The sequence below is a fragment of the Pseudomonas sp. F220 genome, from assembly GCF_057813935.1.
This window is the reverse complement of record NZ_JBVASJ010000014.1, coordinates 1-25,327: the sequence shown is the minus strand read 5'-3', so window position 1 is coordinate 25,327 and position 25,327 is coordinate 1. Positions and strand designations below refer to the sequence as shown.

Annotated in this window: 27 protein-coding genes, 1 tRNA gene and 1 pseudogene; 7 read left to right on the top strand and 22 right to left on the bottom strand. The window is 57.2% G+C overall.

All coding sequences use genetic code 11. The annotated features are described in order from the left end of the window. Positions 1-14: 14 nt before the first annotated feature. Together ACZYSM_RS14385 and ACZYSM_RS14380 are read right to left on the bottom strand one after the other, a co-directional pair. A complete protein-coding gene (locus ACZYSM_RS14385; protein WP_489072156.1) occupies positions 15-440 on the bottom strand; it encodes a hypothetical protein in 426 nt (141 codons plus the stop codon). 410 nt (positions 441-850) lie between these two features. Continuing rightward, a complete protein-coding gene (locus ACZYSM_RS14380; protein WP_489072155.1) occupies positions 851-1,414 on the bottom strand; it encodes a TetR/AcrR family transcriptional regulator in 564 nt (187 codons plus the stop codon). A gap of 100 nt (positions 1,415-1,514) precedes the next feature. Between ACZYSM_RS14380 and ACZYSM_RS14375 the strand changes: the two genes are divergently transcribed. After that, complete coding sequence (locus tag ACZYSM_RS14375; protein ID WP_489072154.1) at positions 1,515-2,582, top strand: saccharopine dehydrogenase family protein; 1,068 nt, start codon at positions 1,515-1,517, stop codon at positions 2,580-2,582. A 167-nt stretch (positions 2,583-2,749) separates the two neighbouring features. Here the strand turns inward: ACZYSM_RS14375 and ACZYSM_RS14370 are convergent, their stop codons facing one another. The 3 genes from ACZYSM_RS14370 to ACZYSM_RS14360 all read right to left on the bottom strand — a co-directional run bounded on the left by ACZYSM_RS14370 (position 2,750) and on the right by ACZYSM_RS14360 (position 4,119). Then, positions 2,750-2,986 (bottom strand): hypothetical protein, encoded by a 237-nt coding sequence (locus ACZYSM_RS14370; protein WP_489072153.1) that lies wholly within the window; start codon positions 2,984-2,986, stop codon positions 2,750-2,752. 142 nt (positions 2,987-3,128) lie between these two features. Continuing rightward, positions 3,129-3,431, bottom strand: a complete 303-nt coding sequence (locus ACZYSM_RS14365) for a hypothetical protein (RefSeq protein ID WP_489072152.1) — start codon at positions 3,429-3,431, stop codon at positions 3,129-3,131. A gap of 229 nt (positions 3,432-3,660) precedes the next feature. Beyond that, positions 3,661-4,119 carry a cupin domain-containing protein gene (locus ACZYSM_RS14360; protein WP_489072151.1) on the bottom strand — a complete coding sequence of 153 codons (459 nt, stop codon included), beginning with the start codon at positions 4,117-4,119 and terminating at the stop codon, positions 3,661-3,663. A gap of 195 nt (positions 4,120-4,314) precedes the next feature. On the opposite strand from ACZYSM_RS14360, the gene ACZYSM_RS14355 reads away from it, so the two are divergent. Then, positions 4,315-4,671 (top strand): hypothetical protein, encoded by a 357-nt coding sequence (locus ACZYSM_RS14355; protein ID WP_489072150.1) that lies wholly within the window; start codon positions 4,315-4,317, stop codon positions 4,669-4,671. 273 nt (positions 4,672-4,944) lie between these two features. On the opposite strand, the gene ACZYSM_RS14350 is transcribed toward ACZYSM_RS14355, so the two are convergent. Continuing rightward, positions 4,945-5,280, bottom strand: a complete 336-nt coding sequence (locus ACZYSM_RS14350; protein WP_489072149.1) for a c-type cytochrome — start codon at positions 5,278-5,280, stop codon at positions 4,945-4,947. A gap of 202 nt (positions 5,281-5,482) precedes the next feature. Here ACZYSM_RS14350 and ACZYSM_RS14345 point away from each other — a divergent pair. Next, positions 5,483-5,974: pseudogene (locus tag ACZYSM_RS14345) on the top strand (RES family NAD+ phosphorylase); the annotation flags it as partial. 233 nt (positions 5,975-6,207) lie between these two features. On the opposite strand, the gene ACZYSM_RS14340 reads toward ACZYSM_RS14345, so the two are convergent. Beyond that, positions 6,208-6,297 (bottom strand) — tRNA-Ser (locus ACZYSM_RS14340). Between the two features lie 318 nt (positions 6,298-6,615). Between ACZYSM_RS14340 and ACZYSM_RS14335 the strand changes: the two genes are divergently transcribed. From ACZYSM_RS14335 to ACZYSM_RS14325, 3 genes are all read left to right on the top strand, one after another. Next, positions 6,616-7,305 carry a crotonase/enoyl-CoA hydratase family protein gene (locus tag ACZYSM_RS14335; protein ID WP_489072148.1) on the top strand — a complete coding sequence of 230 codons (690 nt, stop codon included), beginning with the start codon at positions 6,616-6,618 and terminating at the stop codon, positions 7,303-7,305. Positions 7,306-7,700: 395 nt separating this feature from the next. Continuing rightward, complete coding sequence (locus ACZYSM_RS14330) at positions 7,701-8,423, top strand: lysophospholipid acyltransferase family protein (protein ID WP_489072147.1); 723 nt, start codon at positions 7,701-7,703, stop codon at positions 8,421-8,423. A 133-nt stretch (positions 8,424-8,556) separates the two neighbouring features. Next, entirely contained in the window at positions 8,557-9,528 is a 972-nt protein-coding gene (locus ACZYSM_RS14325) for a magnesium and cobalt transport protein CorA (RefSeq protein ID WP_489072146.1), read from the top strand. An 89-nt stretch (positions 9,529-9,617) separates the two neighbouring features. Here the strand turns inward: ACZYSM_RS14325 and ACZYSM_RS14320 are convergent, their stop codons facing one another. The 3 genes from ACZYSM_RS14320 to ACZYSM_RS14310 all read right to left on the bottom strand — a co-directional run bounded on the left by ACZYSM_RS14320 (position 9,618) and on the right by ACZYSM_RS14310 (position 13,831). Beyond that, positions 9,618-10,346, bottom strand: a complete 729-nt coding sequence (locus tag ACZYSM_RS14320) for an amidotransferase (RefSeq protein ID WP_489072145.1) — start codon at positions 10,344-10,346, stop codon at positions 9,618-9,620. A gap of 109 nt (positions 10,347-10,455) precedes the next feature. After that, a complete protein-coding gene (locus ACZYSM_RS14315) occupies positions 10,456-12,600 on the bottom strand; it encodes a 3-hydroxyacyl-CoA dehydrogenase NAD-binding domain-containing protein (RefSeq protein ID WP_489072144.1) in 2,145 nt (714 codons plus the stop codon). 25 nt (positions 12,601-12,625) lie between these two features. Next, a complete protein-coding gene (locus ACZYSM_RS14310; RefSeq protein WP_489072143.1) occupies positions 12,626-13,831 on the bottom strand; it encodes an acetyl-CoA C-acetyltransferase in 1,206 nt (401 codons plus the stop codon). A gap of 667 nt (positions 13,832-14,498) precedes the next feature. Between ACZYSM_RS14310 and ACZYSM_RS14305 the strand changes: the two genes are divergently transcribed. Then, positions 14,499-15,305 carry a c-type cytochrome gene (locus ACZYSM_RS14305; protein ID WP_489072142.1) on the top strand — a complete coding sequence of 269 codons (807 nt, stop codon included), beginning with the start codon at positions 14,499-14,501 and terminating at the stop codon, positions 15,303-15,305. 120 nt (positions 15,306-15,425) lie between these two features. Here ACZYSM_RS14305 and ACZYSM_RS14300 read toward each other — a convergent pair whose 3' ends face one another. The 12 genes from ACZYSM_RS14300 to ACZYSM_RS14245 form a co-directional block, all read right to left on the bottom strand. Next, positions 15,426-16,229, bottom strand: a complete 804-nt coding sequence (locus tag ACZYSM_RS14300; protein ID WP_489072141.1) for a transglutaminase family protein — start codon at positions 16,227-16,229, stop codon at positions 15,426-15,428. Next, positions 16,226-17,176, bottom strand: a complete 951-nt coding sequence (locus ACZYSM_RS14295; RefSeq protein ID WP_489072140.1) for an alpha-E domain-containing protein — start codon at positions 17,174-17,176, stop codon at positions 16,226-16,228. Before ACZYSM_RS14295 ends, ACZYSM_RS14300 begins: the two co-directional genes overlap by 4 nt. A 12-nt stretch (positions 17,177-17,188) precedes the next feature. Next, entirely contained in the window at positions 17,189-18,598 is a 1,410-nt protein-coding gene (locus ACZYSM_RS14290; RefSeq protein WP_489072139.1) for a circularly permuted type 2 ATP-grasp protein, read from the bottom strand. Positions 18,599-18,893: 295 nt separating this feature from the next. Further along, positions 18,894-19,235 (bottom strand): ribonuclease E inhibitor RraB, encoded by a 342-nt coding sequence (locus ACZYSM_RS14285; protein ID WP_489072138.1) that lies wholly within the window; start codon positions 19,233-19,235, stop codon positions 18,894-18,896. A gap of 213 nt (positions 19,236-19,448) precedes the next feature. Next, entirely contained in the window at positions 19,449-19,709 is a 261-nt protein-coding gene (locus ACZYSM_RS14280; protein ID WP_489072240.1) for a hypothetical protein, read from the bottom strand. A gap of 122 nt (positions 19,710-19,831) precedes the next feature. Then, positions 19,832-20,440: an START domain-containing protein gene (locus ACZYSM_RS14275; protein ID WP_489072137.1), complete on the bottom strand. Its 609-nt coding sequence runs from the start codon at positions 20,438-20,440 to the stop codon at positions 19,832-19,834. Between the two features lie 42 nt (positions 20,441-20,482). Then, the gene (locus tag ACZYSM_RS14270; RefSeq protein ID WP_489072136.1) at positions 20,483-20,737 is read right to left on the bottom strand and encodes a YkgJ family cysteine cluster protein; all 255 of its coding nucleotides are present in this window, start codon (positions 20,735-20,737) and stop codon (positions 20,483-20,485) included. 168 nt (positions 20,738-20,905) lie between these two features. Further along, complete coding sequence (locus ACZYSM_RS14265) at positions 20,906-21,406, bottom strand: translation initiation factor 2 (RefSeq protein ID WP_489072135.1); 501 nt, start codon at positions 21,404-21,406, stop codon at positions 20,906-20,908. Positions 21,407-21,508: 102 nt separating this feature from the next. Then, positions 21,509-22,948 (bottom strand): aminotransferase-like domain-containing protein, encoded by a 1,440-nt coding sequence (locus ACZYSM_RS14260; protein WP_489072134.1) that lies wholly within the window; start codon positions 22,946-22,948, stop codon positions 21,509-21,511. 207 nt (positions 22,949-23,155) lie between these two features. Beyond that, positions 23,156-23,968: an OmpA family protein gene (locus ACZYSM_RS14255; protein ID WP_489072133.1), complete on the bottom strand. Its 813-nt coding sequence runs from the start codon at positions 23,966-23,968 to the stop codon at positions 23,156-23,158. Continuing rightward, positions 23,965-24,321 (bottom strand): DUF4398 domain-containing protein, encoded by a 357-nt coding sequence (locus ACZYSM_RS14250; RefSeq protein ID WP_489072132.1) that lies wholly within the window; start codon positions 24,319-24,321, stop codon positions 23,965-23,967. Before ACZYSM_RS14250 ends, ACZYSM_RS14255 begins: the two co-directional genes overlap by 4 nt. A 9-nt stretch (positions 24,322-24,330) precedes the next feature. Next, complete coding sequence (locus ACZYSM_RS14245; protein WP_489072131.1) at positions 24,331-25,158, bottom strand: substrate-binding periplasmic protein; 828 nt, start codon at positions 25,156-25,158, stop codon at positions 24,331-24,333. Positions 25,159-25,327 lie beyond the last annotated feature (169 nt).

Below are 25,327 nucleotides of genomic sequence, written 5' to 3'. Positions count from 1 at the left end.
AACCAATCAAAGACTCAGTCGTGTTTGTGGTTGTGCTTGTGTTTGTGATTGTACTTCTTGCCGCCTGAATGGCTATTGCCGCCATCGTTGGACAAGTTGCTACCCACTGCACCACCCGCTGCGCCACCGAGGCCAGCGCCGATGGTGGACCCGGTCGAACCACCCAGCTTGTTACCAACGACCGAACCGCCGGCCGAGCCGAGACCACCACCAATGGCAGCGTCAGTCTTGCTGCCCTTGCGAGCCCCCACCGCACTCCCCGCTGCGCCACCAACACCCGCGCCAATTGCCGCACCGGTACTGCCACCCATTTGCTGGCCAACTATATTCCCTAACGCACCACCAAGACCGCCGCCAACCGCGGCCGTACCATCGCCGGCCGCCATCGCACCTTGGGCGACCAAAAGGCCAAGAACCAGTGTGGGCAATGTTAAACGCATGATGTGAACCTCAAAAATGCTGAATATCGGGAGATTGCAGGTCCAGCCTCTGGGTTTACAAAACCCGGCCAGCTGTAAGTGTTGGACATTTCTTTTAAGGAAAGAGTTTTCACACAGGCAAAAAAAAGCCCGCTGGGGAAAACGGGCTTAATGGATTTGCTTTTTAACGGATGAGTTGAGCCTACGTAGCCGCTTGTGAATAATTCGTGAAAGAGATCTCGTCGTGATGGAAAAACGGATGCCCGGCAGGATGTTTTTGTGGGCTTTTGCTTTCATCTATTACGGAGCCGATTAGCTCGGCTTATCGTGCACAATCTGATGATGCATTGGTCCCAATCAGCCAGGATTCGTACCTCCCATTAATTACTCACTTACTTGGCCCCGAGTGACTTGCTCAACATAAATCCGACTTACATCGGCGCTTGTGCCAACACCCTCACGGCGGCAGCAATCTGACTTCGGGCGTGCGGAGCAATGACCTCTTCGCGTCCTGAACCACGCAAGATGGAAAGACCTTCGATCATCGCGACAATCAGCACTGCCCGAGCGCGAACGGTCTCAGCGCAGAGCTCAGGAAATTCTTTCGACAACAACGCACAAACACGGTCGATATAAGCCAAATAGAAACGCGTCAGGGCTACGTTCGCTGCCGAGTCATGACCTGACATCGCCCATAGTTCCCACAGAAGCTGACAATCGAAGCTCTCCATCTGGCTATCGAGAACAAGATCCAGTGCTGATACCAGATCCTTCGGCGCGGCCTCAAGACGGGCATCCCACTCTTGTAGATAACGATCGACAACGGCGCCTAGAAGGCTCTCCAACGACGCAAAGTAATACTGGACGTGGCTAAGCGAAAGGCCAGCAGCGGACGCCACCGCGCGCATACGAAATCCGTGCGCGCCCTCTGTTGCCAAGACCTGGAGCGCGGCGTCCAGAACGATCTCCCTGCGCGCCTCACCTTTTGTCGCCATTCACAACCTCCACTCCGATCAAGAAAAACTCCTCGACGGCTCTTGTTTAAATGAGCAATGCTATTTATTGGTCGATTGACCAATAATAGGGATATTCAAAATGAAAGTACACAAGGTGTTGTTGGCCGGCGGTGCCGGAGTGGTCGGTGCGCAGGTTGCAGCCATGCTTCACCGGCGGCAGCCGCAGGTTGACTTGATTATCGCTGGTCGTCAGCTGGCGTCAGCACGAACTGTCGCGCACCCATTGGGCGCAGAGGCTCTGATGCTCGACATTGATCAACCGGTCCTGCCTGAAGCGGCGGACGGTGCCGTAATTGTGGGGTTAGCGAATGACGCTCATGATCGATTATTGAGGCTCGCCCTGACGCGCGGCCTCCCTTATGTTGACGTCACCCGCTGGACTGAACGATTGAAACAGGCCCTCGTGACGGTTGCGGGATACGGAGTGCCGCGCGCTCCCATCGTCTTTGCATCCTCCTGGATGGCATCAACTGCCGCGCTGGTCGCACGCTCTACTGCGAGCGGATTAACGAGCGTCGAGCGTATCAGCCTGGACATTCTATATGCAGTAGCCGACCAGGCCGGACCGAACTCAATCGCTTATCTGGATCGCCTTTCGGTGCCGTTTCACACCATCGAAGCGGGTCAATGGATGCAGCGTCGTGGGTTTCTGGATGGGCGCGAGACCGATTTTGGTGAGGCTGGACGGCACACCACCTACCGTTTCGATACGCCTGATCAATCAACGTTGCCCCAGCTGACGGGTGCCACCCGTGTTGATGCTCGTATTGCCTTCGATGACCGGAAGGCCACAGGCCTGTTGCATCTATTGGTTCGCAGCGGGATCTGGAGGTTGATTTCCGGCCCCCGGTTCGCCGGCCTCAGGCGTGCGATGCTCTACAACCCCGGTCCGGGCGGCGCACATCGCATCCGAATCACCGTTGAGGGGAGTGACGCCGATGGCCGCCCCGCGCACCGGGAGGTTCTGTTGACGGACCCCGCAGGTCAAACCCACCTTACCGCGCTCGGTACTGTGCTTCAGATCGAGCATTTACTGGGCTTGGGCGATGCCACCCCAGAGCCCGGCGTCTATCTGGGAGAATCGATGCTCGACCCGAATCACACCAGGGCTCAGTTGCTGATGGAAGGCGTCTTGATTAGCGGTTGATCGAAAGGCAGCGCAACGCCTGGAAAAGGAGGGTGAACTTATTCAAAAAGCGGTCTGCGGCAATGGCTGACTCATGAAGTACCGCCAGCGTTGCGCTGTGCGGAACCAGCCCTATCGCCGCGGGCCCCGAGTTTGAGCTCACTACAGACGGAACCAGGCGCTGACCGCTACTGAGGTTTTTGGCCATTACCAATGCTTCTGGCGATGTCTATCGCCCTCTCCATAGCGGCCTCCATGTCCAGATTATGGATCTCTGGCGTGTAGTCTTCGACGATTGGCTTCCCGTCCGGCTTATAAGCGGCGACGGACAACTGCAGGGAGCCGTCCTTCAGGATCTTCGCTTTCACCTCAATCTTGCATCCATTCGAAAGCGTTTCCACATGATCCAAATGGCGCTCGGTCATAACCGCATCCTTCTGAAGTTTAAATCTCAGTAAGGCATACCCTTTGCCCTCACGCCACCCTTGGCGACCGGTGCCTACAGAAAACCAATTCCTGCCCAGGCAGTAGAGACGCAGGCCAATCAATGCGTCAGCTTCCTGATCGTTAAAAGCCTGGTAAATCCTTGATGGTTCTACCCGAGACACCACGATCTTCAACTTCGACCGTCACGTGGCCATCAGGGAGCGCTTTCAGAATTAGCCGACCGCCAAGGACCTGATGTCCCTCGTAAATAAAGAGCGTATCAATGATGTCGCCGTCATCGATGGATGCAACAACTACGGCGATTGGCACAACCTCTTGTTCGCCACTCGGGTGGGGGTCACTTCCACTATAGGGGGCCCACTTGAGATACTCGATATCCCCGGCCTCATTCTTGCGAACGCCACTCACAACATAGAGAGACATGACTCCACCTTGAAAGCTTGCGCTTTCATGAGCTGATCAAGACACCAACGTACCCCCATTACGCGCCACCAACCACTGCGTAACGACGAGTTGCGCCAGCAGGTATCACCACGTCCACAGGAAACCCAACCACCCAATCGCAGAACACTACTGGCACTAAAAAAGAGGGCAGAATTTATGTAACCCGCCCTCCTTTTCAGTCCTGAATCACTGCCACACCCTCAGTATTTCAAGCCTTCTTGGCATAGTTACTCGCACCAAACCAATCAACCACGACCACAGTCTCGTCCCCGACCACCCAAGCGTCGTGACCTCTAGGCAGTGAGGTGATGTCACCCGGCCCTGCGATGATCTCGGTGCCGTCATCCATGCGAATCGCAAGCTTCCCCGCGACGTGATACTGGAAGTGCGGCGCCTGGCAGCTAGGTGTTTGTGCCAAAGGTTTAATGTCGTTCGACCAGCGCCATCCAGGTTTAAATGTGAAGCGCCCAACCTCTGAATTGCCAATCTTGAGGATTTCCGCTTTTCCATGTGAAAACTCGCGGGTTTCATCGGGTTCCGAGAAGGATTTGTGCTCGGTTATTTGCTCATGAGTGAACATGACATAGACCCTCAATTGAGTGGCTGGAAAGCCTGCGAGCAGCGCAAAAAAGTCTAGCCGCCAACAAGCCACCGGCATCGCCCCCATTGATGCACCTGATAATTCTAGTCCTTAAATCGTGGAAACCTGACGATAAAGAACGCCGCCCCTCTGATCGGACCCTTGGTATTTTTTCCAAACATGTTGGGCAAAATGGCGTTGCATTTCATCGCCACAATATTGACGCCCGCGCACAGTAAGCGCGCAATACCTCTTCATCGATTACCGCCAAGGAAAATCCAAATGGCAAACATCACAGTGTTAGCGGGGGATTTCCTGCAGGGTGATGGAGAATATCGAAATGGCATTTTCACCCTCAGAACCTCCCTCAATCGATGGCCCGGAGTCACCCTCCCCCTTACAGCGCTAAAAACGCTGGAGGTTGCCAATGAGGAATCTATAAAAAACATCAAAGACGCCATAGGCTTCGGCATCGCAGGCGCAATGCTGCTCGGTCCCATAGGGGCTATTGCCGGTTTTATGTTGGCGGGCAAAGAGACCGAAGTGACTTTTATAGCGACACTCAAAGACGGTAGAAAGCTGTTGGCTGCTGTTGACAGCACTGCCTATCAAGAGATTTCACGGCGGGTTCATGCATAGCTTCTTCCTTTGAAACCGCGCCGCACCAATGAGGTCGTGCGGCGCACACCGCGCTCGTTTGAAGGCCAGTGATGAACGCTTTTGTTCGCTCCCAGCTCGTGGCAAAAATCGGCGACCAGCGAGGCATAGGCATAGGCATAGGCACCATCCAGGCTTCACTCTGGTACGCCAGTAGTTCCAATCCAGGCAAGCAAGAGTGAAGGCTATGTGAAGGGTATGTCGCAGAAGGGAAAAAGCCCGACGATGTTTTAAAGATTGATCGAGGCCAGGCCGCTACTTTTGCATATGCAAATAATGTTGTATTGCGTCCACTTCAATCTTGCTGGGTGCTAAGCCTTTGTCAGCTTTAAAGCTAGCGCCTTTCCAGTGCGGCATTGGCGCCTTTAAAGGCTTTCCATGGTCGTCGATACCGCTCAATACGGCCCGTTCAAATACTTTTGATTTCCACTCACTCGCATCTCCAGCCAACTTGGGTGCTGAGCCGCCCATACCTCGAGGGCCATGGCAGATGCTGCAGTTTTCTTGAAAAAGCGCCTCTCCATCCGGAAGTGATGCCAAGGCAGATGAGCACAAAAACAGCGCTGTAACTGCAAATAATACGTGTTTCATTTGATACTCCTTGATGGGGAGCAACTACTGAACCCTGTAGAACGAGAGCGCCTATGACAGCTTGAGCCCTTGATGCAGAGCGACCACCAAAAGAAGCGTAGCAGAGCGATTCTGGGAGGCGGCGAAACAAGGGGGTAGGCCAGAACGAAATCAACCCGAAGACGAAAGCGCCAAAGGTTGGGTTCGCTGACTGGACGCCGCCGAAGACAGAGTGTCAGGGCCAGGCTCGACACCTGTCATGGCCGCATTCACTCACATTGGAAAAGTCAGTCGGTTTACCGATGGTTCCTATGGCGTTTACTACGCGGCCAGTAGCCAGGCTGCTGCTATTGCCGAGACGAGTTATCACCAAGAAAGATTTCTGGCCGCGACCAATGAGCCAGACATCGAGTTGACCATGCGCACCTACATCAACCAGGTCGTGAAACCGATGCATGACATTCGTGTGGGCTACCCACACCTGCATGATGCAGCCCCTGCCAGCTACAGCCCTGCACAGGCTTTCGCGAAGCAAGTACGGGAAACGCTTTCATGGGGACTTCTCTACAACAGCGTTCGATTAAACGGCCACGAATGCGTTGCAGCCTTCCGACCACCAGCCGTCTCAATCCCGCTTCAAGGCAAGCATATCCGCTACGTTTGGGATGCGAGTATCCAAAAAATCTCGTTTGTATTTGAGATCAGCCAGGTTTAATTCGAAGAGTGGTAACGCATCACCCCGCCAAGGCCCGCCGCCAGCTTGGGCGGGCTCGCGACGTGCGATCAGAAGCAACAACATTTAGGTACCACCATCGCGGTAAGAGCCTGATTTACCCCGCCCGGCCCCATCCTGGTCCCCTATCGATCCCATTTGATTTTTTTCAGACGACAGAAACCACAAAACCCCTGACTTCTCCAGGAAGTCAGGGGTTTTGTGTACATCGAATTTGGCGGTGAGGGAGGGATTCGAACCCTCGATACAATTTCTTGTATACACACTTTCCAGGCGTGCTCCTTAAGCCTCTCGGACACCTCACCGTATCTCTTCAAACTATTTCAGTCTGTCGAGGCGCGCTAATGTAGTCGAAAGCTTTTCCGATGGCAAAGGTTTTTTTCAGAATTTTCATGCGCTTAGGTATTTATGTTGCTTGGCACAGTTGGGCGCTGTGTTGGACTATGGCAAACCCGCCAATTTCTGGCCTTGTGTTCTCCTCTATATAGAGAGCAATACGCCGCAGGCATGGCTGGCTACGCTTGCCGGGCGGACAAAGGCTGACTCATCAGTCAGTCACGGCGCTTTACCTGGCCTACGGCGGTGGGTAACGTCTGTCCCACTTCATTACAAGGAATAGCGTCATGAGTGAGTTGATTTCATACCACCTCGAAGACGGTATCGCGACCCTGACCTTGAGCAATGGAAAGGTCAATGCCATTTCCCCGGACGTGATTGCTGCTTTCAATGCTGCGCTGGATCAGGCGGTGAAGGATCGCGCGGTGGTGATCATTACCGGTCAGCCGGGGATTCTGTCGGGCGGTTATGACTTGAAGGTAATGACAGCCGGCCCTAAGGAAGCGGTCAGCCTGGTGACCTCGGGGTCGACCCTGGCTCGTCGTCTGTTGTCTCACCCCTTCCCGGTCGTTGTCGCGTGCCCTGGGCATGCGGTGGCCAAGGGTGCCTTTATTCTGTTGTCGGTGGATTACCGGATCGGCGTCGAGGGTCCGTTCAGCATTGGCCTGAACGAAGTTCAGATCGGCATGACCATGCACCACGCCGGCATCGAGCTGGCCCGTGATCGTTTGCGCAAGTCGGCGTTCCATCGCTCGGTGATCAACGGTGAAATGTTTGATCCGCAAGGCGCGGTGGATGCAGGCTTCCTCGACAAAGTCGTGGCGCCGCAAGAGTTGCAAAGCGCAGCGTTGGCTGCGGCCCGTCAGTTGAAGAAAATCAACATGACCGCTCACAAGAACACCAAGTTAAAAGTACGCAAAGCACTGCTGGAGACGCTGGACAACGCGATCATCCTGGACCAGGAACATCTGGGCTAACGCTCAAACGCATCAATGAGAAAGCCCGGCCTATACGCCGCAATGCTGTTCAGTTAAGCGAACGCTGCGACCCTGTAGGAGCGAGCTTGCTCGCGATGGATGTTAACGATAACGCGTGTTTTCTGAATAAACGCGCCGCCCTTGAGTCCATCGCGAGCAAGCTCGCTCCTACAAAAGAGACCTCATTTCCTTAAGTGAACAGCATTGGGCCTATATGCCGGGCTTTTTTCTTGCGCCCGCCGCTTAACCCCCCTCGCCCGCTCTAAACCGCATCTGACGCTACAAGTCGGAAACATGCGCTTAAACATCGGCTATCTCCTCCCTCTATACAGGCAATTGCCGAAAACAGTGTACATCCGTACACTGCGCCACCTTTTGTCCCGGCGGGCCTGTAAATGCTGTTTTTGTTTCGCATGTTATTGATGAGCCTGCATTTTATTACCGCAGGTGTGCTTGGGGTGTTACTGGGACTGTGCCGGCCGTTCAATCCGGATAACAGCCGTTTATGCGCCCGTCTCTATGCCTGGCCAGCAATGTGTATTTTGCGTCTGCGGGTGAAGGCCGAGGTCGGCCCGTTGATGGACAAACCTCCAGGCTGTGTGATCATCGCCAATCACCAGTCCAACTATGATTTGTTCGTGCTCGGCAACGTGGTGCCGCGGCGCACGGTGTGCATCGGCAAGAAGAGCCTGAAATGGGTGCCGCTGTTCGGGCAGCTGTTCTGGCTCGCCGGCAATGTATTGATTGACCGTGGCAATGCCCACAAAGCCCGTCAGTCGATGCTGACCACCACTCACACTTTGCGGCACAAAGACACCTCGATCTGGGTCTTCCCGGAAGGCACGCGCAATCTCGGCGAGGAGTTGCTGCCGTTCAAGAAAGGCGCGTTTCAGATGGCGATTGCCGCGGGGGTGCCCATCGTTCCGGTGTGCGTCAGCAGTTATGTCAAGCATATGCGCCTGAACCGCTGGCGCAGTGGCAAGATCCTGATCCGCTCGCTGCCAGCGATTCCTACCGCAGGGTTGAGCCTGGACGATATGCCGATGCTGATCGCCCAGTGCCGCGAGCAGATGCGCGCGTGCATCGAATCAATGGATCGACAGCTGCAACCGGCCTAATGCCAAGCCCGCCCCGTGCGGGCTTTTTTTTGCCTGCGAACTACCGCGATGTTGCTGACTCTGATCAGGTGGAGCACGCTAAGCTGCACTATGCCTGCCACTGCCATTTGATAAAAAGAAGCGAACAAGAACTATGGGTAGAGTCGTTGCTGCTGCCGTTTACAGCGCCGGTAAGAAAGTCACCAACATCACCCTTGATGAAGGCAGCGCCTGGGCCGCAAAACCTGACCATTTCGTCTGGATCGGCCTGGAAGAGCCCAACCCTCAAGAGCTGGCCAACCTGCAAAAACAGTTCAACTTGCACGAGCTGGCCATTGAAGACGCCCTGGAAAAACACAGCCGACCGAAGCTGGAAACCTTCGGTGACGCACTGTTTATCGTGATTTACTCGCCGATTCGTCACGAGGGCAAACTGGAGTTTATCGAGACTCACATTTTTGCCGGCAACGGTTACATCATCACCGCCCGCAACGGCCATTCGGCGTCCTACGCCCATGTGCGTCAACGTTGCGAGGCGCGGCCTCTGTTGCTCGGTCATGGCGAAGACTTTGTGCTCTACGCCCTGCTCGATTTCGTCATCGAAAACTATCAGCCGGTCAGCGAGGCGATTCATGCCGAAATCACTGAGCTGGAACGCAATGTGCTGTGCAGCTCACTGAATGAGCGCGATATCCAGAATCTGCATGGTTTGCGCCAGGATCTGCTGCGCTTGCGCCGGTACGCGGCGCCAATGGTTGAGATCAGCGAAGAACTGCAGAAGCTGACATTTCCGTTTATCGACAAGAATATGCGCCCGTACTTCCGCGACGTGCAGATTCATGTGACACGGCAGATGGAAGACCTGGCAACGTTGCGCGATATCGCCAGCCAGACCATCGAGATCGGCGTGTTGCTGGAGGCGTCGCGGCAAAGTGTGGTGCAACGCAAGTTCGCAGCCTGGGCGGCGATTCTGGCGCTCCCGACGGCAGTAGCCGGGATTTATGGGATGAACTTCCAGAACATGCCTGAGCTGAGCTGGCACTACGGTTACCATTCGGTGCTGGGGTTTATTGCGCTGGGTTGTGTCGGGTTGTGGGTCAGCTTCAAGCGGTCGGGGTGGTTGTAGGTTCCAAACTGTATTTTTGCAGGTTAAACCGGCTGAACCCATCGCGAGCAATCGAGCGTCGACCGGCTGCTCGCGATGCTTTTAGGGGCTTAAACCGATTCAGCTTTCGGCTTGTGCGCGACGAATCGCATCATCCATTCCGCCACGGTGGCGCCATGGTGTTCATGGGCCAGGCTGGCCACGCCTTTCTGGTAGATCTGCTCGCCAAGGGCCTGCTGACGAATCTCCAGCAGCGCGCGCGAATAGTCGTGAATGAACTCCGGGTGGCCCTGGAAGCACAGCACCTGATCGTTGATGTGATAGGCGGCAAACGGACAGAAATCGCTGGAGGCGATCACTGTGGCGTTTTCCGGCAGCGCGGTGACCTGGTCCTGGTGGCTGATCAACAAGGTCAACTCTTCGACCACCGGACTCATCCACGGCGCTTTGGCGGCCAATGTGTAGTTGTGGGTGCCGACACCCCAGCCCTGGGTCGCACGCTCGCTCTTGCCGCCCAGCAACAACGCCAGCAGCTGATGGCCAAAGCAGATGCCCAACAGTTTGTCGCCACGCTCGTAGCGCGCCAACAGGTAAGTCTTCAGGGTTTGAATCCACGGATCAGTGCCAAAGGAATCGGCCTTGCTGCCGGTGACCAGATAGGCATCGAAACTCAAATCATCGCTGGGGTAGTCCCCCTGCATCACGTTGTAGACGGTGAACTCGGCAGCGATCGGTTGCTGTGAGAACAGGCGCTGGAACATCTGCCCATAACCCTGATATTGATCGACCAGTTCTGGACGCAGGATGTCGGTTTCCAGAATGCAGATGCGTAACGACATAAAAAGTACCTGACACGATAAAGGCGATAGTGCGCACACCAGAGCCTGCCTTGAAATACCGCTGCAAGGCAAGCCCGGAACGCACCGTCGAGCGGTCAGGAACCCTCGGTCAGAACAGCTTCCCTTGAGCCGCTTTCTCCAGCAGCAATGCCGGTGGCGCGAAACGTTTGCCATATTGCTCGGCCAGGTACTGGGCGCGGGCAATGAAGTCCTTCAAACCGTATTGGTTGATGAACTGCAACGCGCCGCCGGTCCAGGCCGCGAAGCCAATGCCGAAGACCGAACCGATGTTGGCGTCAGCCGTCGAGTGCAGCACGCCCTCCTCCACACAGCGCACGGTTTCAATGGCCTGCACGAACAGCAAGCGATCACGTATGTCTTGCGCTGAGATCTGACCGTCGGCTTTTTCGAAGCGTTTTTTCAACTCCGGCCACAGGTGTTTTTGTCCTCCGGCCGGATAGTCATAGAACCCTCCACCGGCCGCTTTGCCCGGGCGCTTGTATTCATCGAGCAGTAGATCGATCACGGCAAAGGCCGGATGCAGTATCAGAGGTTTCCCTTCGGCGTGCAGATCCTTGGCTGTTTGCTGACGGATATGGCTCATCAGGCTCAGGGAAACTTCGTCGGAAATCGCCAACGGACCAATGGGCATCCCGGCCTTGCGCGCTTCGGTTTCGATCATCGGTGCCGAAATGCCTTCGCCAAGCATGGCGATGCCTTCGTTGGTGAACGTGCCGAACACCCGCGAAGTGAAGAAGCCACGACTGTCGTTGACCACAATCGGGGTTTTCTTGATTTGCAGTACGAAATCAAACCCACGAGCCAGGGTTTCATCGCTGGTGTTGGCCCCTTTGATGATTTCCACCAACGGCATTTTTTCCACCGGGCTAAAGAAGTGCAGACCAATGAATTTTTCCTGCTGCGGCACTGCAGTAGCGAGGCCGCTGATGGGCAAGGTCGAGGTGTTGGACGCAATGACCGCATCGGCGCCAACCACGCGCTGCGCAGCGGACGTGACCTTGGCTTTCAACTCTCGATCTTCGAACACCGCCTCGATGATCAGATCGCAACCGGCCAGGTCAGCATCCAGCTCGGTGGTTCTGATTCGCGCTAGGGTGGTTTCCCGCTGCTCGGCCGTCAGTTGCCCGCGAGCGACTTTTTTGTCGAGCAACGTCGCCGAGTGCGCTTTGCCCTTTTCGGCGGCGGCGAGGTTGATATCCTTGAGCACCACCTCAATACCGGCCACGGCGCTGACGTAGGCAATCCCGGCGCCCATCATGCCCGCGCCGAGCACACCAACTTTGCGTGTCAGGTACGGCGCAAAACCTTGTGGCCGGGAACTGCCGGCATTGATCTCGTTGAGCTGAAACCAGAAAGTGCCGATCATGTTTTTCGCCACCTGGCCGGTGGTCAGCTCGGTGAAGTAGCGGGTTTCGATCAACTGCGCGGTGTCGAAATCGACCTGGGCACCTTCCACCGCCGCGCAGAGGATTTTCTCTGGAGCCGGCAGGCAGCCATTGGTTTTACTGCGCAGGATCGACGGTGCGAAAGCCAGCATCTGCGCCACTTTCGGATGGGACGGTGTACCACCGGGAATCTGGTAACCGCTCATATCCCAGTGCTGTTTGACCGCCGGGTTGGCGACAATCCACGCCCGGGCCTTGGCCAACAGTTCATCACGGTCAGCCGCCAGCTCATCAATCAATCCGGCCTGTAGTGCTTGTTGCGGCGTGATCTTTTTACCTTCGAGCAGGTACGGCAAGGCTTTCTCCAGCCCCAACATGCGTACCATGCGCACCACCCCGCCGCCGCCCGGCAGCAGGCCGAGGGTCACTTCCGGCAAACCGATCTGTACCGATTTGTTGTCCAGAGCGACCCGATGATGGCACGCCAGGCAAATCTCCCAACCACCGCCCAGTGCCGCGCCGTTGATCGCGGCAACCACTGGTTTACCCAGGGTCTCCAGCGTCCGGAGCTGACCTTTGAGCGACAGCACCATGTCGTAGAAGTCTTTGGCTTCGGGCTTGCCCACCTTGATCAGTTCATTGAGGTCGCCGCCGGCAAAGAAGGTTTTCTTCGCCGAGGTGATGATCACCCCGGCAATCGACTCTTTGTCGGCAACCAGCCGTGCAACGCTGGCGGCCATGGCATCGCGGTAGACCGCGTTCATGGTGTTGGCGCTCTGGCCCGGCATGTCGATGGTCAAGACAACGATCTGGTCCTGACCTTTTTCGTAACGGATGGCATCAGTCATGAAAGTGCTTCCTTAAAGTCAGGGCTCAGAGGCGTTCGATGATGGTGGCAATACCCATACCGCCGCCGACACAGAGGGTCGCCAGGCCGTAGCGCTGGTGACGCACTTCCAGCTCATCGAGCAAGGTGCCGAGGATTGCGCAACCGGTAGCGCCCAACGGGTGTCCCATGGCGATGGAACCGCCGTTGACATTGACCTTGTCCGGGTCGATGACCATGTCCTTGATGAACTTCAACACCACCGAAGCAAAGGCCTCGTTGACCTCGAACAGGTCGATGTCTTCGACCCGCAACCCGGCCTTGGCCAGCGCTTTGCGGGTGGCCGGGGCGGGACCGGTGAGCATGATCGTCGGATCAGTACTGGTGACCGCCGTGGCGACGATGCGCGCCCGCGGCTGCAAACCCAGCTCGCGACCTTTGGATTCAGAGCCAATCAGCATCAACGCGGCGCCATCGACAATCCCGGAGCTATTGCCCGGGGTGTGCACATGGTTGATGCGTTCCACATGGCTGTAGACCCGCAATGCCGTGGCATCGAAGCCCATCTGCCCGATCATTTCGAAGCTCGGTTTGAGATTGCCCAAACCTTCCAGCGTGGAGCCGGCGCGAATGAATTCATCGTGATCGAGCAGGACGATGCCGTTTTGGTCCAGCACTGGCACCAATGACTTGCTGAAGGAACCGTCCGCCCTCGCCCGTGCGGCTTTTTGCTGGGAGTGCAGCGCAAAGGCATCGACATCCTGGCGACTGAAGCCTTCGAGCGTGGCGATCAGGTCCGCGCCGATGCCCTGAGGCACGAAATGACTGTGCAGGTTGGTTTGCGGATCAAGCGCCCAGGCCCCGCCGTCACTGCCCATCGGTACCCGCGACATGGACTCGACGCCGCCCACGACCACGAGATCCTCGAACCCGGAACGCACTTTCATAGCACCGAGGTTGACCGCTTCCAACCCTGAAGCGCAGAAACGATTGATTTGCAGACCCGCCACGCTGACGTCCCAATCGGCAACGAACGCAGCGGTCTTGGCGATATCGGATCCTTGGTCGCCGACCGGCGTCACGCAGCCGAGCACAATGTCATCCACCTGGCTGGTATCGAGCGCCGTGCGCTGTTGCAGAGCGGTCAGCAGCCCGGCCAGCAGGTTCACTGGCTTGACGCTGTGCAAGGCGCCATCGGCCTTGCCTTTGCCACGGGGCGTGCGTAACGCATCGAAAATCAAAGCTTCAGTCATGACGTCCTCGAACTGCTGGTAATTGCAGAACTCCACCCTACGCTCAGCAGCGATGGATTCAATGACCCAAGCGCTCGCCGGCCTTGACGGTCACGCTCAGACGAACGGTAGCGAGCTAATTGATAACGAGGATTGAGCAACGGAACTGTCTAGCCAACGGGCGACCAAGAAGCTGGCAATAGGCCTCATAGCTTTTTTAAAGCATTTAGCTATTTGTTGATATGAAATGGATCTAAAGCAAGCGCTACGCGGCCCCTAAGGTAAATAGTACGAGGTTGTCGTCGGGTTTTGCCGGGGCCCTCGTCAGAAAGGAAGTACAGCGCTTTGCCGTCATGGAGATATGCAGGCAAGCATTTGATGCTCAGGACATAACAAAAAAGGCAGCCAGCCATGTTCAAACATTCGAAAGTACGTCAAGCCGGGCTCATTCTATTCGCCACTACGCTGCTCCTGATTTTGCCGAACCTCACCAAAGTGATCGGCTAAAGGCGTGGCTGTTTTACAGCGCCGCACTAAGTTTGTGCCCCGGTTCACTACCGGGGCAGGCGCTTGTGTGCCAACCTTCCAGCAAGACTCGGGAGCTCAATAGCGCCGTGTTCGACCACATCCCCCAGCCACAGCGCAGCCGGTGGGGCGACGAACTTACTGACGACATGACGGCGATCATTTGAAACCTTTCATTTTGCTTTGGGCCTTGCTACTCAGCACGCCCCTGTATGCCGCGCAGCTGGTCCTGGACCTGGGCGCGGGTAGTCGAACCTGGCAAACCGAGGAGTTGCTCAAGCACCCTCAAGCCCGGACGATCAAGATTGTTGATGATGTTTCCTACAAGCGAGAGATGAGTTATCGCGCCGTACCGCTGTCTGCGTTGCTGACAGGGATCAGCGCGGATGACCATCTGCAAGCGGTGGCGCTTGATGGTTTTGCCGCCGAACTGGCCGCTGCCCCGCTGCTGAATCACAACGGCGCCCAAGCCTGGCTGGCGGTGGAAGATCCGCAGAAACCATGGCCGCCGTTGGCCGAGGGTAAACCGAGTGCCGGGCCGTTCTATCTGGTATGGAGCAATCCACAAGCCGGTCAGATCAGTCCTGAACAATGGCCTTTCCAGGTCGCCAGTATCAAAAAACTGGCCGCCGTTGCCGAGCGTTTCCCGGCCCTGCGCCCTGATCCGAAGCTGGCGCCCAATGACCCGGTGAATCAGGGTTTTGCGCTGTTCCAGAAAAACTGTCTGGCCTGCCATCGCCTGAACGGCGCGGGTGACGCGCAGTTTGGCCCGGATCTGAATATCCCCTTCAGCCCTACCGAATATTTCGGTGCCGACTTCCTCAAGCTCTATGTCCGCGACCCACAAAGCCTGCGCCATTGGCCACAAGCGAAAATGCCCGGTTTCTCCGCAACCGTGTTACCGGATGCGGAGCTGGACTTGTTGGTGGGGTATTTGAAGCATATGGCGGGGCGTAAGCAGCAGCCTTGATGGCCTGAGTCTTGTGTTGCCTGTTCTGGCCGCATCGCGAGCAGGCTCGCTCCCACATGGATCGTCGATACACAGGAGATCAAGTGTGGGAGCGAGCCTGCTCGCGATGCGGTATCCCCGTTACTGCTGCTGCACCGAAAAAGTCGGCGTCGGTGAGACGAAGACTTTGGCGTGCATCTGCTCGCAACCGCCGCCACGGCGCATGCCGCGTACCGGGCAGGCGTCCAGGTAGTCGAGGCCAACCGCCAGTTTCAAATGGCGCTCGGGCCTGGCCAGTTGATTGGTCACATCGAAGCTGTACCAGGCGTCGTCGAGCCAGGCTTCGGCCCAGGCGTGGCTGGCCAGGTGTTCGCTGTTCTCGCTGTACAGATAGCCCGACACATAGCGCGCAGGAATGCCCAGGCTGCGCGTGCAGGCGAGGAACGCATGGGTATGGTCCTGGCAGACCCCGGCACGCCCGGCAAAGGCCTCAGCGGCGCTGGTTTCGACTTCGGTGGAACCCGGCGTGTAGGTCATGTGCTGGTTAAGGCCGTGCATCAAGTCGATCAACCCGGTGCGATCACGACGCGTGAGGCATTGCTTGGCAGCAAAGGCACGCAAGGCCTCATCCGCCTCGGTCAAGCGGGTGAAACGCAAAAATGGCAGCGCCGACTGGCTCTCATGTTCGGCTTCGCGCTGTTCATCGATGTCCACTTGCCCACGGGCGCCGATGATGATCGCTTCATGGGGCTCATCCATAGTCAGCACGTGCAGGATATTGCCGAACGGGTCCAATTGGGCGCGCACTGGCCGCGGCAGGTCGAGCTGCCAGCTGAGGACATGCTGACGCTCGCTGTCGTGAGGAGTCAGGCGTAAATACTGGATGCTCGCCCGCACCTGATCTTCGTAGTGATAGGTGGTCTCGTGGCTAATGGAAAGTCTCATGCAGCCTCCAGGTAGGAACTGTGAATGGCGTTGCCCAGCTGGCGCACCAGCGGGATGAATTCGGTCAGCCAGGCGTGCAGGCCTTCTTCGAGGATTTCGTTGATGCCGGTGTAACGCAGACGCGCGTCCATCTCCGCCGCCAGACGTTGTGCCGGTCGACCGTTGGCGCCCGGCAGGCTGGCGAGGATCTGATCTATCTCTTCAGTGCAGGCACGCAGGGAACGCGGTACATCGGCACGTAGCAGCAACAGCTCGGCGACGTGTCGCGCACCGGGGGCGTCGCGGTAGATCTCGGTATACGCCTCGAACGAGGACAGCGCGCGCAGCAAAGCGCTCCACTGGTAGTAAGCGTGGGCGGTGCCGTCGCTGACCGCTTCGGCCTGATCGCCAGCCATTTCGTAACGAGCATCCAGCAGTCGCAGGGTGTTGTCGGCCCGCTCGATAAACGTACCGAGGCGGATAAAACGAAATGCATCATTACGCATGATGGTGCCGTAGGAGGCACCACGGAACAGGTGGGAACGTTCCTTGATCCACTCGCAGAAACGGCTCATGCCATAGCGGCTAAGGCCTTGTTCGGCGATGCCGCGAATCTCCAGCCAGGTGGCGTTGATGTTTTCCCACATGTCGGCGGTGATTCGCCCACGTACCGCATGGGCACTGGCCCGCGCGGCACCGAGACAGCTGTAGATACTCGCCGGGTTGGCCGCATCCAGAGCGAAAAAGTGCAGCAGCCGTTCCGCATGCAGCGCACCGTGGCGCTCCAGATAGTCGTCCAGTGTGCCGGTGATCAACAGCGGCATCGCCAACTCATGCAAACCATCACCGCGGCCGTCTTGCGGCATCAACGACAGCGAGTAACTGATATCGAGCATCCGTGCGAGGTTTTCCGCCCGCTCCAAATAACGCGACATCCAATACAAATCCGAGGCAGTTCTACTTAACATGGCAGGCTTCCTTCAATCCTCGACCACCCAGGTGTCCTTGGTTCCGCCACCCTGGGACGAGTTCACCACCAGGGATCCTTCGCGCAGGGCTACACGGGTCAAACCGCCGGGCACGACCCGGGTTTCGCGGCCAGACAAGACAAACGGACGCAGGTCGATATGGCGCGGGGCGATGCCGTTTTCGACAAATGTCGGGCATGTAGACAGACACAGGGTCGGCTGGGCGATGTAGGCGTGAGGCTTGGCCTTGATCCGCGCGCGGAACGATTCGATTTCCGCCGCCGTCGCCGCCGGCCCCACCAGCATTCCGTAACCGCCGGAACCTTGAGTTTCCTTGACCACCAGTTCAGGTAAGTTCGCCAGCACGTGGGACAACTCCTCGGGCTTGCGGCATTGAAAGGTGGGCACGTTCTTGAGGATCGGCTCCTCGTCCAGATAGAAACGGATCATGTCCGTGACAAACGGATAGACCGATTTGTCGTCCGCCACGCCGGTACCGATGGCGTTCGCCAGCACCACGTTGCCGGAGCGATAAGACGACAGCAGGCCGGGCACGCCGAGCATCGAATCGGGATTGAACGCCAGCGGGTCGAGGAATGCGTCATCGAGACGACGATAGATCACATCAACCGCCTTCGGTCCGTCGGTGGTGCGCATGAACACCCGATCATCACGCACAAACAGATCAGCACCCTCGACCAGTTCGACGCCCATTTCCCGAGCCAGAAACGCGTGTTCGAAGAACGCGCTGTTGAAACGCCCGGGCGTCAGTACCACGACACTGGGGTTATCCAGCGGGCTGGAGCTTTTCAGGGTGTCGAGCAACAGGTTGGGATAATGATCGATCGGCGCAATGCGCTGGGCCGCGAACAACTCGGGGAATAGCCGCATCATCATCTTGCGGTCTTCGAGCATGTAGCTGACACCGCTGGGCGTGCGCAGATTGTCTTCGAGCACGTAATAGCTGCCGTCACCATCACGCACCAGATCGACGCCGGAGATGTGCGAATAAATATCGCGATGCAGATCCAGCCCTTGCATAGCCAACTGGTACTGCTCGTTGGCCAGCACTTGCTCGGCCGGAATAATCCCGGCCTTGATGATGCGCTGCTCGTGGTAGAGGTCGGCAAGGAACATGTTCAACGCCTTGACCCGCTGGATGCAGCCACGTTCGACGATCCGCCATTCACTGGCGGGAATACTGCGAGGAATGGTGTCGAAAGGAATCAGCCGCTCTGTCCCTTGCTCATCACCATAGAGCGTGAAAGTAATACCGGCGCGATGAAATAGCAGATCGGCCTCGCGTCGCCGTTGTGCCAAAAGCTCGTCAGGCGTTTCGGCTAACCAACGGGCGAACTCCCGATAATGAGGGCGGACCTGGCCGCCGGCATCGTACATCTCATCAAAATAGGTGCGGATCATGCCGTACTCCTTGTCACCCGGACACCTAGGCTTCGCAAGGCCCGTGCCATCGGCATAAATGCTTTAATATCAATCGGTTGGATAATCGTCCGACAAGTACCGCACCATTCCCGTGCAGCAAACGCCCCAACTCGATCGCCCCCGCTTCATTGCGAAGCAATGCCTATGGCTTTCACCAGCATAGCCAGACTTGATTTCACTGCCCGCAGCAGCAAAAAAATCTTCCAACAGCCAGAAACGAAATCGGCCGACCCGAAGGTCAGCCGATGCTGAGTGTTGATACTGTTCATAGATGTTATGCGAGTAACCCTCGTACCTCCTGCTTAACGCCCCACCCTTCGATAATCCCACCCAAAGGCTCGACCACGGCCTCGAAGTCTTGCTCAAAGTCACCGATGCCGCCGTAGGTGGCGTACATCACCTTGCTTAGTTCCAGGTGCCAGGCGCCGTCATCACGCACGCTGACCTGGGCATTCAATTGCTCACCGCGAAAGTGCCCTGCCGCCCTGCGCGCCCGCTCCTCATCCGGGAAAATGGCGTAGAACTCGATGGGATGGAATCGTGAAAAATCAAAACCGCCTTCCTTCATGCGGCGCAACACGCTGGTGCTGATGTCTTCTTGATAGGCTGTGCTCATGAAACGTCCTCCTCAAACTGATGGATAGACTTTCCGTACTCCCTGCGCTCGCAACCGAATGGTGAAAGCGATACGGCAATCAGATTGCCGCCGGGAAACAAGCATGTAGCTGACAAGACCAGACCTTAGCGATTCATTCGCTGATCTCGATTGCAGAGTAGCGCGAAGCCAGCACCTGTGCCAGAGGGGCTGGCTGCAGATATTGCGAGAGACTCAAGGAGCCGGGGTGATGTCGAGGATTTGAATGCTGCACTGATCCTTCAGGATTTTGACCGTGGGGTCATCGGTACGGCCTTCCAGATCATTGAGATCCAGCTCGGCCGGGACAGGCAGCAACTTAGAGCGAATCAAGTGCGCAGCCTCCTCCATGCTGGGCTTTTGCTCGCAATCGAAATGCTCCACGGTTTGAACACCATGATCATCAACGAAGGTGACTACCCACTTTTTCATCAATGTCTCCTCGATAAAGCCCATGGATGGGCTTACAACATCTCGACCCCGAGCACCGGGCATCGTTCCACCCGCGGTGCCAGAGGCTTTGCATAAAAAGGCCGCCAACAGGCGACCTTCTTTCAACGAGCTACCGGTTCAAACCATTATGGTTTTTCAGCACGCTCTTTCAGTGCTTTCAAGGTATTGAACGGAGCATCAACGACAAACTTGTTGGCCAGCCACGACGGCACGCTGCCACCCGGCTCGGTGTGAACCTGGTAGGTCACTTCGATCTGATCTGCGCCTTTGGGTACGAACTTCCAGAAGCCCTCAACCTGAGCGACTCGTACGAAACCCTTTTCTTCAGGAACATACGTCGGCACGCCTTCCAGTTTGCGGGTCAAGCTGCCATCGGAGCCTTCCACTGTGGTGACGTGCAGCACCGAATCACGGGCAGTCACTGGCCAAGGCGTACTGAACTGGGTGTAGGTCCAGCTTTGATTGCCTTCGTGCTTGAGCAGCTTCTGCGATTTGCATTCATGGATCCAGACACAGGCGCCCACCACATCTTCCTGCAGGCCGCGCAACTTGGCCATGGAGGTCTTCATGATCGTCACGCCACGGTAGGCCTTGTATTTGGAGCCGGCGACTTCACTCAGGGAAACCTTGATGCCGCCTTCATCCTTGGCGGTCTGCCAGTCTTCGGCCTGGGCCGTTGCGGCCAGCAAAACAGTCAAACCACACAGCACAGCAATTCGATGCAGCGAACCCATTGTCTTATTCCTTATTGTTGAAGTTCCGTTCATTGAAGTCCACTAAGCCGCCGTCATTTGCTCCCACCAACCCAACAATTTAATAGCTTCTTCACGGCTGTTGCCGCACACCTCGACATCCGCCTTAAAAGCACCGCAAACCGCCGGCCGTTCGGGCATCCCGAAGATGCCACACAGGTGTTCAACAGAAAGGTGCACGCAACGTTCTCCCGCAGCTTTGCCATTGGGCATGCCAGGGATTGGTGTACTGATAGACGGGGCAATGCAACAAGCGCCACAGCCTTCACGGCAATTCATGACGACAAACTCCTCGCGACGGGCAAAGTGTTTCATGACGCGGAATAGAGTACCCGCTAAAACAGCCGTTTGAAATTGGCTAGACCGTGGTTTTTTCGCTCAAACAGCCGTGACTGATCAGTCTCCGACAAAGCGTCAAGACCGAGGGCCACAGGTGAGTGTTTGCACTTACCGCTTGAACTCGAAATCAAGCACCGCACCTTCAACGTCGCGGCGCTCTTCATTACGTCGCTGCAACCCCATTTCATTGTTCAGCAAGCGGCCGTTGAGTTGAAACGGACTGTCCGATTTTGGTTTTTCACCCAATAACTTCGGCAGCAAAGGCGCACGCCTGGCCTGCGGAAGCGCACCGAGGGGCTGCAATTGCTTGACCATCTCCTGCGGCAGGCTCAAGTCCAGGTTGACCGGAGGTAATGGGGTTTTCGCTATTTCACTTGCCGACGTCGACTTGGAAGCGATGGGCGCACGTTTTTTGACAGGCTTGGGCTTTTTCGCCGTAGGCGTCTTTTTGACAGGCGTGGTTTTATTGACCGATTCAGGCCCCTGCGACGTTGCCGTGGAGGCCGCCACAACCGGCGTGTCCTGGCTGGAAGCCGCTATCACAGCCCCGCTGTTGAAGACACTCAATAGACAGACTAAAAACCAACCAACAGGAGAAATCGCTTTCATAGACACTACAGCAGTAACGGCAGAGGGCCATATGCTCGCTTGTTGGACGGTTCATGACAAGCTCCCCGATTAGCCGACCACTCGATGGGGCCTGCGCCCCTGTCAAAAACCGCCCGTTGCCTCCTGACAAAGCTGACTTGCGAGCATGCCCAAGGTCATCAGCGTTCGCTCGGCCTCGCGATTCCACGGGATACCGCAGTTCAATCGAATGCAGTGATTGAACTGCTCGGTGTTACTGAAAATCAGCCCCGGCGCGATACTGATGCCCTGTTGCAAGGCGCGCACATGCAGCTCCTGAGTGTTGACCCGTCCAGGCAGGCTGACCCAGAGGATGAAGCCGCCAGTGGGTCGGGTCATCTGCGTACCTTCCGGGAAGTACTGCTGCACCGCCAGCTGGAAAGCGCTGAGGTTCTTGCGGTACTCCTGACGGATATAGCGCAGGTGGCGATCATAACCGCCGTTCTCCAGATAAGCCGCGATGCCCATCTGCGTGACGCTGCACGCGGAATGGGTGCTGAAGGTCTGCAAACGCTGGATTTCCTGTTGGTACTTGCCGGCGATCATCCAGCCGATCCGTACTCCGGGCGACAAGGTCTTGGAAAAGCTCGAACAGTAGATCACCCGATCCAGCCGATCATAGGCCTTCAGCGCCTTGGTGCGGCCCTGTTCGAACATCAGTTCGCCGTAAATATCATCCTCGACAATCTGGATATCGAAATCCGACGCCAGACGCAGCAACTGCTTCTGCCGCTCTTCGGGCATGGTGCCGCCCAACGGATTGCTCAGGCGCGTGGTCAGAACCAGGGCCTTGATCGACCATTGGTTCGCTGCCAATTGCAGCGCTTCAAGGCTCATGCCGGTGGATGGATCGCTCGGGATCTCGATGACTTTCAGGCCCAGCAGATCGGCCAGTTGCAGCAGGCCGTAGTAGGTCGGCGATTCAGCCGCGATCAGGTCGCCTGGCCGGGTCAGCACCCGCAACGACATCTGCAAGGCGTCGACGCAGCCGTGAGTGATCACCACTTCAGATGGATCGACCACCACACCGGCATCACGCATGCGGATCGCCACTTGCCGGCGCAACGGTTCAAAACCCGGACTAAACATGTAACTGAAAGCCCGCGGGCTATGAAAGCGCGTGACCTTGGCCAATTGTTGATGCAGTGCGCGCACCGGCAGATAGTCGACACTCGGGACGGCGGCACCCAGCGGAAATACGCCTTCGCGCCGCGATTCGACCAACACCTGCTGAATGATACTGCTACGAGTCACCAGACCTGGCCGCTCGACCCGCGCGATATCCGGAGTTGGCGCTGTCAGGGCCGGCGTCTGGTGCACGTAATAGCCCGACTGCGGCCGGGCACGAATCAGCCCCTGGTCTTCAAGATTGGCGTAAGCCTGAAGCACCGTCGCATGACTGACATTGAGCTGCGAGCTCATCTTGCGCACTGAGGGCACGCGTTCCCCGGGCTGATAGACACCACGACGGATATCCTCAGCCAATTGCTGAGCGATACGTTGATAGAGCAAGAGATTGGTCATGACGCAGCACTCGATTTCGCGGGCATTTTATTTTTGTGCAGAACAATACCGGAACAGTTTAGAAGTGTACGGGGACAGTTGCCACAATAGTCGACCACACAGTGCAGTGTCAGCAAAAACTGTACTGTTTTGCGAGCCGATTGGCAGGCGCAAAAAACCCGGCGCTGACTGGCAGGCCGGGTCGTAGGAGCTACAGGATGTCTGGCGTCAGCGGGCGGCGCCGAGCTGGCCTTTTTCGTCGGAGAATACAATTTCTACCCGACGGTTCTGTGCGCGACCGCGCTCAGTGGCGTTCACGTCCACCGGGTATTCATCGCCATAGCCTTCGACCTGAATGCGCTTGTCGTCGATACCCAGGTCCACCAGCACGTCAGCCACCGATTGCGCACGATCGCGGGACAGCTTGAGGTTGTCCTGCTTGCCGCCGGTGCTGTCGGTGTAGCCCTCGATCCGCACAATGCGCTTGGGGTTGAGCTGCAGGAACTGGACGATCTTCAGCACGACGCGGTTCGCCGAGTTCTTCAACTCTGCTTCACCAGTGTCGAACAACACGTCGCCCAAGGTCATTACCAGACCACGATCGGTCTGGGTGGTGGCCAGCGCGACAATCTGCTCTTCGAGCCACTTGCCCTGTTGCTGCACGCTGAGCAGCTTGGATTCGCGCAAGGCCAGTTGCAGGCGCTGGCGCTCCAGTTCGAGTTTCGCCGCCTGCTCTTCGTTGAGCACCTGACTGGTGTGTTCACGCGCAATTTCGCTGTAGCGCTGGCTCAGATAGGCGTAATGCACCACATCCGGACCGCTACCCCAGTAGCTGGACAGACGATCGGCGCGGGCCAGGGACTCACCGGCACGGATGACGTCCTTGGGCGCGATACGCAGCACGCTGGAGTCTTCCTTGACCTTCTGGAAGTCAGCACCGGCCTGCTGCAACGCGACCTCGCTGTGCTGACCGGCGCAGCCATAAAGGCTTGCGCAGCCTGCGAGGATCAAACCGCCGATTGCTTTGGTCTTGAGGCTCATTGGGCATCTCCCAGTTGCTTGCGCAGGCGAGCGATGCGGGTATTGAGTACGTCCAACTGCTCCTGACTCTTGAGGGTCAGGACCCGGGCTTCGGCCAGACGCGCGTCCAGCTCGGCCTGTTCGGCCCGCATGCGCGCATTCCTGAAGGACTGGTCGGCCATGTTGCCCTTGGCACGGTTGAATTTGTCTTGGGCCAGTTTCAGCTCTGGGACATCGTCAGCGGTGGCGCCGACGGCTTTGGCTTGTTCGATCGCCTGTTCGGTCAGGCGTATTTGTTCATTCGGCGCCGGATCGGCTGCACAACCCGCCAGAGCCAGAACGGCCAGGGCAGCGAAAAGAGGTCGAATACTCACTAAAAATCCCTACTGTTTTGGGGTACTGGCGGGTTGTTGCTGTTGCTGCGCTTTCCAACGCTCGATATTGCGTTGCAGCACAGCCTCCGTCAGTCTGGACGCGGGCAATTCTGTCATCTTTTTGGCCAACTGTCCGCGCAACCACGGGTCATTGCAGGCAGAGTTATGGGAAACCGCGAGGAACAGACCGGGGCTGTCGACAGCTTGCGGATACGCTTGCAGGTCATTGGCCATGCCCAGTGCCTGCGCGGCCGCCATCCCCGAGTAGCGCCCGGCGAGTACATATTCCACCTCGCCCAACAGCAATTTCTGAAAGGCCTGAGTCAGGTTTGGAGTACGGGCCAGGGTCAATTGCTGCTCGGCAAAAGTGCCGAATTCCTGGGTCAATCGAGCCTTTTCCGACACGGCGCCGGGGTGTCCGTGCAGGTCTTTGACCTCGCTGTAGGCCAGCGTCGAGCCTTTGCGGGTCCAGACCAGGTAGTCGTTTTCAAGGAGCGGCGGATGGATGTAGTCCAGCGTTCCCAGCTCATTGAGCGTCAACGGTACGTCCGCCAGCATGTCCATGCGCCCGCTGCGCACTTCTTCCAGCGCCTGGGCGCGTTTGCCGGCATAAAGCATATCGACCTTGATACCCAGTTCCCCCGCCACTTGTTGCAACAAGTCGGCACTCGCGCCGATCAGGTGCTTGGGGTTTTGCGGGTCTTGCCACAGGTACGGCGGCGCATCGGGGCTACCGGTGACCACCAGGCGCTCGCACTTGCCAGCGGCGACAGTTAGCCCTGGCAAAACCGCCAACCCCATCAGCAATGACCAGCCACATAGGCGGCGCAGATCCATGGCAACACTCCCCCACTCAAATCCGGTTATGCCCGTAGAAGAATCGAGTAGGAGGCGGGGTCACCCCCGCCGTCCTCTCACACCACCGTACGTACGGTTCCGTATACGGCGGTTCAAGCTATGCGGCTAAGCCGGTTTATCGTATCCAGTATTGAGACCAGCCCCAGCC

Excerpts from the sequence above, each read along its gene's own strand:
- ACZYSM_RS14385 (WP_489072156.1), bottom strand. The coding sequence starts at position 440 with ATGCGTTTAACATTGCCCACACTGGTTCTTGGCCTTTTGGTCGCCCAA.
- ACZYSM_RS14380 (WP_489072155.1), bottom strand. The coding sequence starts at position 1,414 with ATGGCGACAAAAGGTGAGGCGCGCAGGGAGATCGTTCTGGACGCCGCG.
- ACZYSM_RS14375 (WP_489072154.1), top strand. The coding sequence starts at position 1,515 with ATGAAAGTACACAAGGTGTTGTTGGCCGGCGGTGCCGGAGTGGTCGGT.
- ACZYSM_RS14370 (WP_489072153.1), bottom strand. The coding sequence starts at position 2,986 with ATGACCGAGCGCCATTTGGATCATGTGGAAACGCTTTCGAATGGATGC.
- ACZYSM_RS14365 (WP_489072152.1), bottom strand. The coding sequence starts at position 3,431 with ATGTCTCTCTATGTTGTGAGTGGCGTTCGCAAGAATGAGGCCGGGGAT.
- ACZYSM_RS14360 (WP_489072151.1), bottom strand. The coding sequence starts at position 4,119 with ATGGGGGCGATGCCGGTGGCTTGTTGGCGGCTAGACTTTTTTGCGCTG.
- ACZYSM_RS14355 (WP_489072150.1), top strand. The coding sequence starts at position 4,315 with ATGGCAAACATCACAGTGTTAGCGGGGGATTTCCTGCAGGGTGATGGA.
- ACZYSM_RS14350 (WP_489072149.1), bottom strand. The coding sequence starts at position 5,280 with ATGAAACACGTATTATTTGCAGTTACAGCGCTGTTTTTGTGCTCATCT.
- ACZYSM_RS14335 (WP_489072148.1), top strand. The coding sequence starts at position 6,616 with ATGAGTGAGTTGATTTCATACCACCTCGAAGACGGTATCGCGACCCTG.
- ACZYSM_RS14330 (WP_489072147.1), top strand. The coding sequence starts at position 7,701 with ATGCTGTTTTTGTTTCGCATGTTATTGATGAGCCTGCATTTTATTACC.
- ACZYSM_RS14325 (WP_489072146.1), top strand. The coding sequence starts at position 8,557 with ATGGGTAGAGTCGTTGCTGCTGCCGTTTACAGCGCCGGTAAGAAAGTC.
- ACZYSM_RS14320 (WP_489072145.1), bottom strand. The coding sequence starts at position 10,346 with ATGTCGTTACGCATCTGCATTCTGGAAACCGACATCCTGCGTCCAGAA.
- ACZYSM_RS14315 (WP_489072144.1), bottom strand. The coding sequence starts at position 12,600 with ATGACTGATGCCATCCGTTACGAAAAAGGTCAGGACCAGATCGTTGTC.
- ACZYSM_RS14310 (WP_489072143.1), bottom strand. The coding sequence starts at position 13,831 with ATGACTGAAGCTTTGATTTTCGATGCGTTACGCACGCCCCGTGGCAAA.
- ACZYSM_RS14300 (WP_489072141.1), bottom strand. The coding sequence starts at position 16,229 with ATGAGACTTTCCATTAGCCACGAGACCACCTATCACTACGAAGATCAG.
- ACZYSM_RS14295 (WP_489072140.1), bottom strand. The coding sequence starts at position 17,176 with ATGTTAAGTAGAACTGCCTCGGATTTGTATTGGATGTCGCGTTATTTG.
- ACZYSM_RS14290 (WP_489072139.1), bottom strand. The coding sequence starts at position 18,598 with ATGATCCGCACCTATTTTGATGAGATGTACGATGCCGGCGGCCAGGTC.
- ACZYSM_RS14285 (WP_489072138.1), bottom strand. The coding sequence starts at position 19,235 with ATGAGCACAGCCTATCAAGAAGACATCAGCACCAGCGTGTTGCGCCGC.
- ACZYSM_RS14280 (WP_489072240.1), bottom strand. The coding sequence starts at position 19,709 with ATGGGCTTTATCGAGGAGACATTGATGAAAAAGTGGGTAGTCACCTTC.
- ACZYSM_RS14275 (WP_489072137.1), bottom strand. The coding sequence starts at position 20,440 with ATGGGTTCGCTGCATCGAATTGCTGTGCTGTGTGGTTTGACTGTTTTG.
- ACZYSM_RS14270 (WP_489072136.1), bottom strand. The coding sequence starts at position 20,737 with ATGAATTGCCGTGAAGGCTGTGGCGCTTGTTGCATTGCCCCGTCTATC.
- ACZYSM_RS14265 (WP_489072135.1), bottom strand. The coding sequence starts at position 21,406 with ATGAAAGCGATTTCTCCTGTTGGTTGGTTTTTAGTCTGTCTATTGAGT.
- ACZYSM_RS14260 (WP_489072134.1), bottom strand. The coding sequence starts at position 22,948 with ATGACCAATCTCTTGCTCTATCAACGTATCGCTCAGCAATTGGCTGAG.
- ACZYSM_RS14255 (WP_489072133.1), bottom strand. The coding sequence starts at position 23,968 with ATGAGCCTCAAGACCAAAGCAATCGGCGGTTTGATCCTCGCAGGCTGC.
- ACZYSM_RS14245 (WP_489072131.1), bottom strand. The coding sequence starts at position 25,158 with ATGGATCTGCGCCGCCTATGTGGCTGGTCATTGCTGATGGGGTTGGCG.